Source organism: Ruegeria sp. YTSA105 (assembly GCF_059610225.1).
This window is the reverse complement of the sequence record NZ_JBXWNE010000001.1, coordinates 356,872-369,617: the sequence shown is the minus strand read 5'-3', so window position 1 is coordinate 369,617 and position 12,746 is coordinate 356,872. Positions and strand designations below refer to the sequence as shown.

General features: G+C 55.9%; 14 protein-coding genes. 6 read left to right on the top strand and 8 right to left on the bottom strand.

Annotated features, from left to right (window positions below):
- Positions 1-14: 14 nt before the first annotated feature.
- Positions 15-410, bottom strand: coding sequence for a cell division protein ZapA (locus AC2FH2_RS01845; RefSeq protein WP_281994664.1), 396 nt, complete (start codon positions 408-410; stop codon positions 15-17).
- Positions 410-1,156 (bottom strand): hypothetical protein, encoded by a 747-nt coding sequence (locus tag AC2FH2_RS01840; RefSeq protein ID WP_496822669.1) that lies wholly within the window; start codon positions 1,154-1,156, stop codon positions 410-412. The genes AC2FH2_RS01845 and AC2FH2_RS01840 overlap by 1 nt, the downstream gene beginning before the upstream one ends.
- 236 nt (positions 1,157-1,392) lie before the next feature.
- Between AC2FH2_RS01840 and tkt the strand changes: the two genes are divergently transcribed.
- Complete coding sequence (tkt, locus tag AC2FH2_RS01835) at positions 1,393-3,417, top strand: transketolase (protein WP_496822668.1); 2,025 nt, start codon at positions 1,393-1,395, stop codon at positions 3,415-3,417.
- Positions 3,418-3,475: 58 nt separating this feature from the next.
- Here tkt and AC2FH2_RS01830 read toward each other — a convergent pair whose 3' ends face one another.
- Positions 3,476-4,438, bottom strand: coding sequence for a DUF808 domain-containing protein (locus AC2FH2_RS01830; protein WP_142634015.1), 963 nt, complete (start codon positions 4,436-4,438; stop codon positions 3,476-3,478).
- 184 nt (positions 4,439-4,622) lie between these two features.
- Here AC2FH2_RS01830 and gap (AC2FH2_RS01825) point away from each other — a divergent pair, with 184 nt between their 5' ends.
- From gap (AC2FH2_RS01825) to gap (AC2FH2_RS01815), 3 genes are all read left to right on the top strand, one after another.
- Entirely contained in the window at positions 4,623-5,624 is a 1,002-nt protein-coding gene (gene gap / locus AC2FH2_RS01825) for a type I glyceraldehyde-3-phosphate dehydrogenase (protein ID WP_142634017.1), read from the top strand.
- Positions 5,625-5,695: 71 nt separating this feature from the next.
- A complete protein-coding gene (locus tag AC2FH2_RS01820) occupies positions 5,696-5,839 on the top strand; it encodes a hypothetical protein (protein ID WP_496693210.1) in 144 nt (47 codons plus the stop codon).
- Between the two features lie 82 nt (positions 5,840-5,921).
- Positions 5,922-6,926, top strand: a complete 1,005-nt coding sequence (gene gap, locus AC2FH2_RS01815; protein ID WP_496822667.1) for a type I glyceraldehyde-3-phosphate dehydrogenase — start codon at positions 5,922-5,924, stop codon at positions 6,924-6,926.
- Here the strand turns inward: gap (AC2FH2_RS01815) and coaD are convergent.
- The 3 genes from coaD to AC2FH2_RS01800 all read right to left on the bottom strand — a co-directional run bounded on the left by coaD (position 6,918) and on the right by AC2FH2_RS01800 (position 8,895).
- A complete protein-coding gene (gene coaD, locus AC2FH2_RS01810) occupies positions 6,918-7,409 on the bottom strand; it encodes a pantetheine-phosphate adenylyltransferase (RefSeq protein ID WP_142634021.1) in 492 nt (163 codons plus the stop codon). The two genes, gap (AC2FH2_RS01815) and coaD, sit on opposite strands and share 9 nt — an antisense overlap.
- Positions 7,410-7,494: 85 nt before the next feature.
- Positions 7,495-7,932 (bottom strand): CBS domain-containing protein, encoded by a 438-nt coding sequence (locus tag AC2FH2_RS01805; protein ID WP_142634023.1) that lies wholly within the window; start codon positions 7,930-7,932, stop codon positions 7,495-7,497.
- A gap of 60 nt (positions 7,933-7,992) precedes the next feature.
- On the bottom strand, positions 7,993-8,895 hold the full coding sequence (locus AC2FH2_RS01800; protein WP_281972156.1) for a LysR family transcriptional regulator: 903 nt from the start codon (positions 8,893-8,895) through the stop codon (positions 7,993-7,995).
- A 101-nt stretch (positions 8,896-8,996) separates the two neighbouring features.
- On the opposite strand from AC2FH2_RS01800, the gene AC2FH2_RS01795 reads away from it, so the two are divergent.
- Both AC2FH2_RS01795 and AC2FH2_RS01790 read left to right on the top strand, forming a co-directional pair.
- Positions 8,997-10,496 carry a CoA-acylating methylmalonate-semialdehyde dehydrogenase gene (locus AC2FH2_RS01795; RefSeq protein WP_496712563.1) on the top strand — a complete coding sequence of 500 codons (1,500 nt, stop codon included), beginning with the start codon at positions 8,997-8,999 and terminating at the stop codon, positions 10,494-10,496.
- Between the two features lie 201 nt (positions 10,497-10,697).
- Positions 10,698-11,285, top strand: coding sequence for a L,D-transpeptidase (locus AC2FH2_RS01790; RefSeq protein ID WP_271946907.1), 588 nt, complete (start codon positions 10,698-10,700; stop codon positions 11,283-11,285).
- A 55-nt stretch (positions 11,286-11,340) separates the two neighbouring features.
- Here AC2FH2_RS01790 and AC2FH2_RS01785 read toward each other — a convergent pair whose 3' ends face one another.
- Positions 11,341-11,817: a fasciclin domain-containing protein gene (locus AC2FH2_RS01785; protein WP_142634031.1), complete on the bottom strand. Its 477-nt coding sequence runs from the start codon at positions 11,815-11,817 to the stop codon at positions 11,341-11,343.
- A 77-nt stretch (positions 11,818-11,894) separates the two neighbouring features.
- Entirely contained in the window at positions 11,895-12,740 is an 846-nt protein-coding gene (locus tag AC2FH2_RS01780; protein ID WP_496822666.1) for a class I SAM-dependent methyltransferase, read from the bottom strand.
- Between the last annotated feature and the right edge of the window lie 6 nt (positions 12,741-12,746).

The following is a 12,746-nucleotide window of genomic DNA, read 5'->3' as shown; positions in this document are numbered from 1 at the left end:
AGTACGCATATTTATCATTTCGTTGACTTTTCTTCTATGAATGCCGCCATTGCCTCGGCCCGAGCAGCCAATTCTGCCAAGGTGTCGGTGACCGAAGGTGGAACCACGGCAACTTCAATTCTTTCCGGCTCGGGCTGTGGCATGCTGCGCAGGTTCCGAAGCTCGGCTTCGGCCTCCGCTAGCTTATTTTCCAGCGAGTTGATCTTGTCACCCGTGGCGGCGGCTTTGTCTGCCAACATCAATCCAGCCATCAAAAGCATCCGGGATTCAGGCATCCGACCGATCTGATCCGACAATACCTGCGCTTCATCATCCAGCAATTTAGCAGCAGCTTGCAGGAAAACCTCTTCGCCTTCCTGGCATGAAACCTCAAAGCCGCGCCCCCCGATTTGAATGGTCAATTCAGGCATTATTCCACCTCTCCTTCGGCCAGTTTCGCCTGAGACAGCAACGGTTCCAACCGGGCCAGCACGGCATGTGCTTCGGCCGCATCGGTGGCCTGCGCTGCGCGCGTTGCCTCAAGCTCGGCAGCTGTGGCACGATTCAACAGATCCGCATCGGTCATTCCGTCTTCTGCAGCTGCGCGCAGCTCTTCGACCGACATTCGTAGTTGTTCGTTGGCTTTGCGCATGCGCTGCAGATCATCATCCAGACGCGACATCGCCGAGCCATGGCTACTGCGTTCGGCGCGCAGCATTTCTAACTCAGCGCTGAGTTCCGCCACGCGTTCACTATCCGCCAATTCCGAACGAAGACGGGCATTTTCGGCTTTCAGTTCTTCGACAACATCCTGATCTTCCAATGCTGCCTTTGCGCTTGCCAACTCGGCCCGTGCGGCTTCGACCGAGGTAAGCTGTGCCCTGGCATCTTCGAGTTGCTCGCGCAGCGCTGCTCTTTCCTGACTATCAGACGGCGTATTGCGCAAGCCTTCGATTTCTAGGCGCATGGCATCGACTTCGGAATCGTGCCTTTCTTTTAATGATCTGAGACGCTCTTCAAGTTGAGCATTCGCAACCCTCTCATCATCCAGAGCTACACGCAGAGTGTCATCTTCTCCACTGTTGCCTGCGCCAACTTCCGCCATTGTCGCAATGCCGGATCCAATCCGATCCATCGCGGCCACAATACGGCGTTGTAGTTCTTCGATCTGGCTCATGCCCCTGCCACCTTTTTTATCAAGGTTCCTTTGTTTCGCGAGGTTATCCGAATCAACCTTGTTCGCGTCTTGGCCTAGTCTAACCCAATGGCATCGAAAATACCCACTGTTTGCTTTCAACGACTTGGGTCACATTCTTGATCCAGCAAAACCCTGCAGCACCCAGTTCTACTTGCACTTTGAGGGCTGAATGGTATTGAGCGGCCATCTGCCTGTAATCCAAAGGAACAACACCCGTGGACCTGACTGCGCTGCGCAATGCCAACCCCGAACACTGGGACAAAGCTGCGGCCATCCGCACATTGACCCTCGACGCCGTCGCCGCCGCCAATTCCGGCCATTCCGGTATGCCAATGGGCATGGCCGATGTCGCGACCGTACTGTTCGAAAAGCACCTGAAATTCGACGCCTCGGCCCCAAGCTGGCCCGACCGCGACCGGTTCATCCTGTCCGCCGGTCACGGCTCGATGCTGATCTATTCGCTGTTGTATCTCACTGGGAACGCTGACGTTACGCTGGAACAGATCAAGAATTTCCGTCAGCTGGGCGCAAAAACTGCAGGTCACCCCGAGAACTTCCTTGTCAACGGGATCGAAACAACAACCGGCCCGCTGGGTCAGGGGATCTCGAACGCCGTTGGTTTTGCCATGGCCGAGGAAATTCAGCGCGCTCATTACGGCAAGAAGATCGTAGATCACTATACCTATGTCATCGCGGGCGACGGCTGCCTTATGGAAGGCGTTAGCCAAGAGGCCATCACGCTGGCCGGCCGTCACGAGCTGGGTAAGCTGATCGTGTTCTGGGACAACAACAACATCACCATCGACGGCACGGTCGACATCGCTGACCGGACCGATCAGGTGAAACGTTTTGCCGCCTCGGGCTGGCAGGTCATCGAGATTGATGGTCATGATCCGCAGGCCATCGACGAGGCCATCACCAAGGCGAAATCGTCAAACAAGCCGACCATGATCGCCTGTGAAAGCCATATTGCTTTGGGTCACGCCGCGCAGGATACCTCGAAAGGCCACGGCGCCCTGACCGATCAGGAACAGCTGAAAGCGGCCAAAGAGGCCTATGCCGCCCCGCATGGCGCCTTCGAAATTCCGCCAAATGTCAAAACCGCCTGGGAAGCAATCGGTTCCCGCGGCGCGGCCGAGCGGTCTGCGTGGGAGGAGCGTTTCGGGCAAATCTCTGAACGCAAACAGGCCGAGTTCAACCGCTCTTATGCGTTCGAGGCACCCAAAAAACTGGCCGGTGCCATCCGCTCGTTCAAAAAGCAGATGTCGGAAGATCAGCCCAAGTTGGCCACCCGTGCCTCGTCCGAAAAAGTTCTGAACGTGGTCAATCCGATCATGCCGGAAACTATTGGCGGGTCTGCTGACTTGACCGGTTCGAACAACACGAAATCGGCCGATATGGGCGTGTTCCTGCCGGAAAACCGCAAGGGTCGGTACATCCATTACGGTATCCGCGAACACGGCATGGCCGCCGCGATGAACGGTATGGCGCTGCATGGCGGCATCCGTCCCTATGGCGGTACCTTCATGGCGTTCACCGACTATGCGCGGCCCTCGATGCGGCTTGCAGCGCTGATGAAGATACCCACGGTCTTTGTGATGACCCATGACTCGATCGGTCTGGGCGAAGACGGCCCGACCCACCAGCCGGTCGAGCATCTGGCAATCTCACGCGCGACACCGAATACCTATGTGTTCCGCCCGGCGGATGCCGTTGAAACAGCGGAATCCTGGGAACTGGCGCTGACCTTCAAGGACAGCCCTTCGGTCTTGTCTCTGACCCGCCAGGGCGTGCCGACCGTACGCAAGGATCACAAAACCAAAAACCTGACTGCACAAGGCGGCTATGTTCTAGCCGAAGCCGAAGGCAAGCGTCAGGCAATCCTGATCGCAACCGGTTCGGAAGTGTCGCTGGCGATGGAAGCCAAGGCGATGCTCGAGGCCGAGGGCATTGGCACGCGCGTCGTGTCGATGCCATGCATGGAACTGTTCGCCGAGCAGGATGAAGCGCATCGCAAGCGGGTTCTGCCCGGTGGAGCCGTCCGTGTCGGCATCGAGGCCGCCGTCCGCGCCGGAGGCTGGGACCGCTGGCTGCTGGGGGAACGCGGCCGTGACGCCAAGGCAGGCTTCATCGGCATGTCAGGCTTTGGCGCGTCTGCCCCCGCTGATGAACTGTACAAACATTTCGGCATCACTGCCGAGGCCACAGTTGCAAAGGTCAAGGAATTGCTGGAGCTGTAATTCCCAATTCCAAACATCAAGCGAAGGGCGGCCATGCGCCGCCCTTTTCGTTTTCTGACTAATGCGTTTCAGATTTCCGAGACAAAATCGGCGCGACCACTTTGGTTGCAATCGGGATCAGCACGAACCCCCAGGCCAGTCCGAAAATGCCATCCATCGTGGCTTTGGAAATCCACTCCACGGCACCTTCCCATTGCGCCGAAACCGCATGCCCGGCTGCATAGGCCATGTCATGGATCTGATGTCCCAACCAGCCAAAACCCAGAACCTCAAGCCCGTGAATGATGATCGAGCCGCCAACCCACAGCATCGCAGCTGTGCCGACAATCGACAGCACTTTCATGACAACCGGCATCGCCTTAACCAATCCACGCCCCAATCCGCGCCCGATCGGCGTTGGTGCGTTCCGCGCCAGGAAAAGGCCCACATCGTCCATCTTCACGATCAAGGCGACCGAGCCATAAACGGCCAGGGTCACACCTAGTCCAACAACGGCCAGCGTTGCCGCCTGCATCCAGATATTCGGTGCTTCGATGGCGGCAAGGGCGATTGTCATGATCTCGGCGGACAAGATGAAATCGGTTTTGATCGCCCCCTTGACCTTCTGCTCTTCCAGATGGCCCGGGTCTTTGACCTTCATATCTTCGTCTATAACGTGGCTGCCATGAGGGAAAAGCAGGTGAAATATCTTTTCTGCCCCTTCGAAGCACAAATAGGACCCGCCAAGCATCAACAAGGGCGTTATCAACCAGGGTGCAAAATTGGCCAGCAACAAGGCGACTGGCAACAGCAGGATAATCTTGTTGAAAATCGAGCCGCGCGCAATGCGCCAGATGATCGGCAATTCCCGCGCCGGGGCAAAGCCCTGCACATATTTCGGAGTAACTGCTGCATCGTCGATGATCACGCCCGCAGTCTTGGCCCCGGCCTTGCCGGCGGCAGCGACCACATCGTCCACCGACGCCGCAGCAACCTTCGCTATGCCAGCAACATCATCCAACAGTGCCAACAAACCACTCATGCGTGTTTCCTCTCATCTCACCTGTCGCCAGGGGACCCTACCCGATCCGACGGCTAGCGCAAGCGTTAGCGCAACCGGCGAAGGTTTGCGCTAACACGTTAAGAATATGTCACTTTTGCCCTTTTGAGAAAGCGTCTGTGCCGCTATATGCCCCGCAGAGCAAGCGCATTTTTGGAGACGTCAGATGACCATCAAGGTCGGCATCAATGGATTTGGCCGTATCGGCCGCTGCACCCTGTCGCATATTGCGGCATCGGCCCGCAACGACATCGAAGTGATTAAGGTCAACGCGACCGGCCCATTGGAAACCACCGCCCACCTGCTGAAATACGACAGCATCCACGGCCGCTTTCCCCGCGATGTTTCGATCGAAGGCAACACCATGGATTTGGGCCGCGGCCCAATGGAGGTGTTCTCGACTTACGATATGAACGAGCTTGATTGGGAAGGTTGTGACGTCGTTCTGGAATGCACCGGAAAATTCAACGATGGCCTGAAAGCCAAAACGCATCTGGAACGCGGTGCTCAGAAGGTTCTTTTGTCTGCGCCAGGTAAGAATGTTGATAAAACCATTGTCTATGGCGTGAACCACAACAGCCTGGTTACTGAAGATAGAATGGTTTCGAATGGCTCTTGCACCACGAACTGCCTTGCTCCGCTTGCCAAGGTGCTGGACGAAGGTATCGGGATCGAACACGGTATCATGACTACGATCCATGCCTATACCGGCGACCAGCCGACACTGGATCGCCGTCATAGTGACCTGTATCGCGCGCGCGCTGCGGCAATGTCCATGATCCCAACTTCAACAGGTGCAGCCAAAGCTCTGGGCGAAGTTCTGCCGAACCTGAAGGGTCGTTTGGACGGCTCGGCTATCCGTGTACCAACACCAAACGTTTCTGCTGTCGACCTGACTTTCCATGCGGCGCGTGACGTGACTGTCGAAGATGTTAATGCCATCGTTCGTGAAGCATCACGGGGATCAATGCAGCGCGTCGTGGGCTATGAGCCCGCGCCCCTGGTCTCGACCGATTTCAATCATACCGAAGAAAGCTCGATTTTCGCACCAGACCAGACACGGGTCGTTAACAACCGCATGGTTCGTGTTCTGGCTTGGTATGACAACGAATGGGCCTTCTCGGTCCGTATGGCAGACGTCGCCGTTGCCATGGGACGGCTTAACTAAAACGCCGTAGAAATGTTGTACCTTTACACCCGCTCAGTTTATCTGGGCGGGTGTTTTCATTCGGGGCCAACATGACCAATCAAATTGCTATCTGGCTTGGCCTTCTAATACTTGGCTGTCTGCTAGTCGATTACGCAATGTTCGGTTCTGAGAACCTGATCTTCCTGGGAAAGAAACTTTACACCTTCCTGGACTGGCTCGCCTTCTGGCGCTGACAGAGGTTTTTCTTGACTTTTTCCTTGATCTAGCTTTGTTAGCGCTAACTTTGCAATAACAGACACCCAGACGGAGCAGACCATGACACTCAAGTTGGCAATCAATGGATTTGGACGGATCGGGCGCGGTGTTTTGCGGGCCTTGATGGAATCTGGGCGGACCGACGTTCAGATCGTGGCCATAAACGATTTGGCCAAGCCCGAAATTAACGCGCATCTCTTTGAATTCGACAGTGTGCATGGACGTTATACAAAGCCCGTTTCCCTGACCGACGCCGGTTTGGATGTCGGTGCAGGCCCGATCCGCCTAACCAGCGAACGTGAGCCTGAGAAACTCGATTGGTCCGATATTGACGTTGTTCTCGAATGCACAGGCGTGTTCCGCACGCGCGAAGCCGCGGCGCGCCATTTTGACAACGGGGCCAAAAAAGTTTTGATTTCTGCTCCTGCCCGTGGGGATGGTGCGGTCAAAACCATCGTCTTCGGGGTAAATGACCATGAGCTGACCGTCGAGGATACGATCGTTTCGAACGCATCCTGCACGACCAACTGTTTGTCGCCCGTTGCTGCGGCGCTGGACGAGGGTTTGGGCATTGTCCACGGAAACATGACAACCGTTCATGCCTATACAGCCAGCCAACCAGTTCACGATACCGCCGGAAAAGACCCGTATCTGTCACGCGCGGCTGCGTTGTCGATGATTCCCACCACTACGGGGGCAGCCTCAGCCGTAGGTCTCGTATTGCCCCAGTTGGCAGGTAAATTGACTGGACAGGCAATCCGTGTTCCCACTCCGAACGTCTCGGTTGTGGATCTGGTGGCCGAAGTGTCGCGCCCAACAACCGAAGAAGAGGTCAACCAGTTGTTCATTGATGCCGCGGCCAATATTCCCAGTGTCCTGGCTGCGGAAAACCGCCCACTAGTGTCGATCGACTTCAATCACGACGCACACAGTTCGACCGTCTCTTTGGCTGAAACCAAGGTGACAGACGGCACGTTGGTCCGGGTGCTGGCCTGGTACGACAATGAATGGGGCTTTTCTAACCGGATGCTGGACACGGCGGCCGCGATGGGCGCGCTATCCTAGGCGCGCACGCAGCGCGTCATTTACGCGGGGCGTGACGAAATTCGACACGTCCCCGTTCAATCGCGCGATCTCTTTCACCAGTTTCGAAGCAATCGCCTGATGGCGGGCCTCAGCCATAAGGAACACCGTCTCGATCGAGTCGTCCAATGCGCGGTTCATACCGACCATCTGGAACTCATACTCGAAATCCGCAACAGCACGCAGGCCTCTGACAATGACCTGAGCACCTACGTCGCGGGCACAGTTGATAAGCAGGTTTTCAAAAGGATGGGCGACAATTTCAGTTCCGGTCTGTTCGGAAAGAAAGGAACATTCGGCTTCGATCATCTCGACCCGTTCTTCCAACGAAAATAACGGCCCCTTTTCCCGATTGATCGCCACCCCAATCACGAGCTTGTCAACCAGAGCAGCCGCGCGACGGATGATATCAATATGACCCAGGGTGATCGGATCAAATGTTCCGGGATACAATCCAACCCTCATTGCCGCCTCCTGCGCAACGAAATTTCTGCGCAAGCAAACATAACTTGGCTATGGGTGCAAGTAGTTGCGTCGCGTTTCTATGGGCTTAATGGCCCATGATCATGCCTTCCAATGCGTCTTTTTCCATTGCCAGTTCGGAAAGCTGTGCTTTGACAACGTCGCCTAGGGTAACAATGCCAACGAGGTTACCGTCCTCAACAACCGGCATATGGCGAAAGCGCCCTTCGGTCATCCGCGACATTATATCCTGGACAGTATCCTGTTGCGTCGCTGTCACCAGCTCGCGGGTCATATACGCGCTTACGGGTTTTGATAGGCATCCGCTGCCGCTTGCGGCCAGTTCGCGCACAATATCACGCTCTGATAAGATGCCTGATGCGGTCTTGCCGCCGTCTTCTGATACAACCACCGTTCCGATGCGCTTTTCCGCAAGGATTCCTGCAACCTCTGAAACTGTGCGCGAAGGAGCAACTGTCACCACGCCTCCGGTGGCTTTGGATTTCAGAATGGCCTGAACAAGCATTGACGTAACCTCCGAAATAACATCGTGTTTTCCAAAGCGTTGCCGGAATGAAATAGCCTGTCAAGGTGAAGCTTCAGCCTCAAGCCGCTCAACTTCATCGCGAATCCCTTGGGACAGGGCCTGCGCGAACCGATTCAGCCGCTCGTTTCGTTGGTCACCTTGATGTCGAACCAGATGAAAACTGCGTGTCAAACTCACTTGATCAACCAATATTTTCTTCAACTTCGGGTGAAATGGCAGTGTGAAATCATGCGCAATGCAGATCCCTGATCCCTGCGAAACCTGCCGCAGTTGGACAGAGACCGAATTCGAGGCCAGCGCGACACGGTCAACACCCAGATCGACCAGATAGTCCAGTTCGCGGTCGAATATCATATCAGGTATGTATCCGATCATACGATGCCCCCCTAACGTGCTGATGGAATGAACCGCAGGGTGATCGGCAAGGTATTCCTGCGTTGCGACAAGATGAAGTTTGTAATCGGTAATTTTCTGTACAAGCAGTTTTCCAGCGGTCGGTGCGCTGACGGTCACGGCCATATCGGCTTCACGGCGTGAAAGGTTGATGACGCGCGGCAAGGCCAGAATTTGTATGTCCAGATTGGGATTGGCGTCACAGATCTTGCCACACACCTGCGGCAACAAGTAGTTCGCACACCCGTCCGGTGCGCCGATCCGGATTTGCCCGCTCAACCTCTCAGATGGTTCTGCCATGGCGCCTGCTGCAGCTCGCATCGCCTCTTCGGCTTTTAGACCGTGGTCCATCAAACGCTCACCAGCTGAGGTCAGCACATATCCCTGCTGCGATTTGGTGAACAGCGGCGCATCCAGAGACGCTTCCAACCGCGCTACACGGCGTCCGACCGTAGCCGGGTCAATCCGAAGTAATCGTCCCGCCGCCGAAAGGCTTTCTTCGCGGGCTACGGCCAGAAAGACCCTCATATCATCCCAATTAGGTGTCACGCTTCACCTTTGCAATTTTGCAAAACACCTTTGGGACATTGCCTCTGTTCAAGCCATTTATGCAAGCCTATTCTGCGCGCAGACCTTCGGAGGAATTCGCAATGAACGAACTGTCCCATTTCATCAACGGTGAGAATGTCGCCGGCACGTCCGGCCGATATGATGACGTGTTCAACCCCGCTACCGGCGAGGTACAGTACAAATGCCCGATGGCAAGTGGTGCCGAGACCACAGCAGCCATTGCTAGCGCCGCAGCCGCACAACCGGCCTGGGGTGCAACGAACCCGCAAAAACGCGGGCGCGTGATGATGGCGATGGTTCACCTGATGAACCGCGACATGGACAAGCTGGCCGAAGCGCTGAGCCGCGAGCACGGCAAGACGATCCCTGACGCGAAAGGCGATCTGCAGCGCGGTCTAGAAGTGATCGAATACTGCATCGGTGCTCCGCAGATGTTGAAAGGCGAATTCACCGACAGTGCGGGCCCAGGCATCGACATGTATTCTATGCGCCAGCCTTTAGGGGTTGTGGCCTCGATCATGCCGTTCAACTTCCCAGCCATGATGCCTCTGTGGCATGTGGGCCCTGCCCTGGCCTGTGGCAACGCTGTTGTTCTGAAACCGTCCGAGCGCGATCCTTCAGTACCTTTGATGCTGGCGGAACTTTTCGTTGAGGCAGGTTTGCCCAAAGGTGTGTTCCAAGTGGTCAATGGCGACAAAGAGGCCGTGGACACCCTGTTGGACAGCGAGATCATTCAGGGCGTTTCCTTTGTGGGCTCGACCCCTATCGCGCAGTACATCTATTCGCGCGCCACGGCCAACGGCAAACGCGCGCAGTGTTTCGGCGGCGCCAAGAACCACATGATCGTCATGCCCGACGCCGATCTTGACCAGGCAGCAGATGCCCTGGTTGGCGCCGGTTTCGGCGCGGCTGGCGAACGCTGCATGGCCGTATCGGTTGCCGTCCCGGTCGGAGAGGATACCGCCGACGCGCTGATCGAAAAGCTTATTCCGCGTATCGAGAAACTGAAGGTCGGCCCCTATACTGCCGGCGATGATGTTGACATGGGACCGGTCGTGACCGGTGCTGCCAAAGAGCGCATTTTGGGACTGATCAGCTCGGGCGTTGAACAGGGTGCCAAACTGGTTGTCGATAATCGCGACTTTAGCCTGCAGGGCTATGAAGACGGCTTCTTCGTCGGCCCTCACCTGTTTGACCACGTGACGCCCGACATGGACATCTATAAGCAAGAGATCTTTGGTCCGGTTTTGTCGACCGTCCGCGCAGGATCGTACGAAGAAGCGATTGGCTTGGCTATGGACCACGAATACGGCAATGGCACGGCTATCTTCACCCGCGATGGAGATACCGCGCGTGACTTTGCCAGCCGGATCAATATCGGCATGGTCGGTATCAACGTTCCGATCCCGGTTCCGTTGGCCTATCACACCTTTGGCGGTTGGAAGAAATCCATGTTCGGTGACCTGAACCAGCATGGTGCGGATAGCTTCAAATTCTATACACGCACAAAAACGGTCACCGCGCGTTGGCCTTCAGGCATCAAAGAAGGCGGCGAGTTCAACTTCAAAGCCATGGACTGATCCAAACGAAAGCTGTGGATCCACAGAGCCCGGCCACCACAGGCCGGGCTTTTTCAATACACGGCCAAGTTTCGCTTGTGATGTTCGCTTCACAATAAATTCACTCAACACTCCCTAGGAAATCTGATCAGAAAAACATAAGTTACACGCAGTTTCGCGCGAGCAGTTCCTGAACCGGAGGCCAATTTGTCAGATCCACGCATGACCCGTCGCTCTGCATTGTTAGGTGCAGCGTCTCTGTTGATGACACCTGCACTGGTGCGCGCACAAAGCAGCGCCGATGCTTTCCCACTCGACGAAGAGGCGATCAGCACACAGCTAGCTGTGCGGCGGAATGTCTCCTCATTCTCGCACCAAAATTGGCAGGATCACTTCGATCAGTTAGGTGTCGGCTGCCTGCTGGCAGATATCACAAGCCGCGCTGTACACTATTGGGGGGCTGACGGGACGTACAAACTGTACCCCAGCTCAGTCCCTATGAGCGAAGAACTCACAAGGCGTGGTTATACCGAAGTAGTACGCAAGCGCGAAAACCCAAGCTGGACCCCGACCGCCTCAATGCGCGAGCGCGACCCGAACCTGCCCATCCGAATTGAAGGTGGCGAGTCCGGAAATCCGCTGGGTACGCGGGCGATGTATCTGGGCTGGCCAGCATATCTGGTGCACGGCACGCACGATACACGCAAGATTGGACGCCAAAGTTCTTCTGGATGTATTGGCCTTTATAATCAGCATGTTGAAGAGTTATATCCGCTGGTTCAGGTTGGCACCAAGGTCAGATTGGTCTGACAGAATGCCCCGGCCATAACGGCCGGGGTTTTTGCTTGATCACGGTGGTTGCCAATTATTCCGGCAGGATCACCGCATCGACGACGTGGATCACGCCATTGCTGGCCTCGATATCGGCCTGCACAACCTTGGCGCCATTCACTTTGACGCCGTTTTTACCATTCACACTCAGGCGATCACCCTGCACGGTCAGAACTTTGGTGCGCTTGCCAGCGATGTCCCCAGACATGACTTTGGCCGGAACCACATGGTAAGTCAGGATTGCGACCAGTTGGTCTTTGTTCTCGGGCAGTAGCAGCGTTTCCACCGTCCCTTCGGGCAGTGCGGCAAAGGCCTCATCCGTGGGGGCAAAAACCGTGAACGGACCGTCCCCTTTCAGCGTATCGACCAGACCCGCCGCTTGAACCGCTGCGACCAGTGTGGTGAATGATCCGGCAGATACGGCGGTATCCACGATATCGGCGGCCTTCGCTTGAACCGGCAAGGTAAGTGCGATTGCGGCGGCGGCGCTCAGGAAAGTACGGCGAAACATATTTGAGATCTCCTATCCAGTTTGTTATGGAAAGGGGTACGGGCGTTTCGCTGCGCCGGATCAATTTGGTCTCAGATTTATTTGACCTGAACCCAGATACTTTGCGCGCGCCCATCTTTCAAAAACGGCAGTGCCTCGACCGCATCCTGGCGATCCTGTTGCAAGAAGTATCCAGGCCAAAGCATTGAATATGCACTAGATTGCAACAATGCATGCAACATATATTGCTCGCCCCATCCCGGGCAGTCATAGAAGAACCGTTTGGGGTATTCGTAGGGTAGAAAAACATCGTGCACATGGATCACAACGCCTGGTTTTAAGGCCGGTATGATGCGACAGAACAGATGCGCGACATCATTGCTCATCCGGACAACATGGCTGGAATCGATGAACAGGATGTCACCCGCTTCAAGCTGTTCGAAGAGGGCTGGATCGACCTCTTCCAACCGTTTCTGTTCGAATTGATCGACTACATGCGCGATGTCCGCGCGCGGATAAGGATCAATCGCGGTGATTTGCGTCTGCAGCCCGCCATCCAATACAGCCTGCCGTGTCACGCGCGTTGAATTACCGCAGCCAACCTCAATCACCCGCTTGGGTTTGAAACGTCGGACCATAAGATACAACGCATCCGCATCTGGGCTGTCATAATACCCGTTGCCGATCCTATACCCGGTTTGATTGCGGGACGGATCTTTCAATGCAGCCAAAGCGGCGGCATGTTCACCATATTCGGCTACCAGCTGCGAGGTGTCGAAATCGGCCATTCCCGGTGACAACGAATAAGCCGAACGGGTCAGCCCGCCTGCCCTTTCGAACGCCTCCAGCCGGGAGCGCTCGTCCCGTTCCGTGACTTTGTCAATCAGCCTGACACCAAATCGGTCGAGAACGGCATTCAGCCGGGGGAATTTCCTGGGTTTCACACAATG

Coding starts and splice junctions, on each gene's coding strand:
- AC2FH2_RS01845 (WP_281994664.1), bottom strand. CDS start 410: ATGCCTGAATTGACCATTCAAATCGGGGGGCGCGGCTTTGAGGTTTCA.
- AC2FH2_RS01840 (WP_496822669.1), bottom strand. CDS start 1,156: ATGAGCCAGATCGAAGAACTACAACGCCGTATTGTGGCCGCGATGGAT.
- AC2FH2_RS01830 (WP_142634015.1), bottom strand. CDS start 4,438: ATGAGTGGTTTGTTGGCACTGTTGGATGATGTTGCTGGCATAGCGAAG.
- gap (WP_142634017.1), top strand. CDS start 4,623: ATGACCATCAAGGTCGGCATCAATGGATTTGGCCGTATCGGCCGCTGC.
- AC2FH2_RS01820 (WP_496693210.1), top strand. CDS start 5,696: ATGACCAATCAAATTGCTATCTGGCTTGGCCTTCTAATACTTGGCTGT.
- gap (WP_496822667.1), top strand. CDS start 5,922: ATGACACTCAAGTTGGCAATCAATGGATTTGGACGGATCGGGCGCGGT.
- coaD (WP_142634021.1), bottom strand. CDS start 7,409: ATGAGGGTTGGATTGTATCCCGGAACATTTGATCCGATCACCCTGGGT.
- AC2FH2_RS01805 (WP_142634023.1), bottom strand. CDS start 7,932: ATGCTTGTTCAGGCCATTCTGAAATCCAAAGCCACCGGAGGCGTGGTG.
- AC2FH2_RS01795 (WP_496712563.1), top strand. CDS start 8,997: ATGAACGAACTGTCCCATTTCATCAACGGTGAGAATGTCGCCGGCACG.
- AC2FH2_RS01790 (WP_271946907.1), top strand. CDS start 10,698: ATGACCCGTCGCTCTGCATTGTTAGGTGCAGCGTCTCTGTTGATGACA.
- AC2FH2_RS01785 (WP_142634031.1), bottom strand. CDS start 11,817: ATGTTTCGCCGTACTTTCCTGAGCGCCGCCGCCGCAATCGCACTTACC.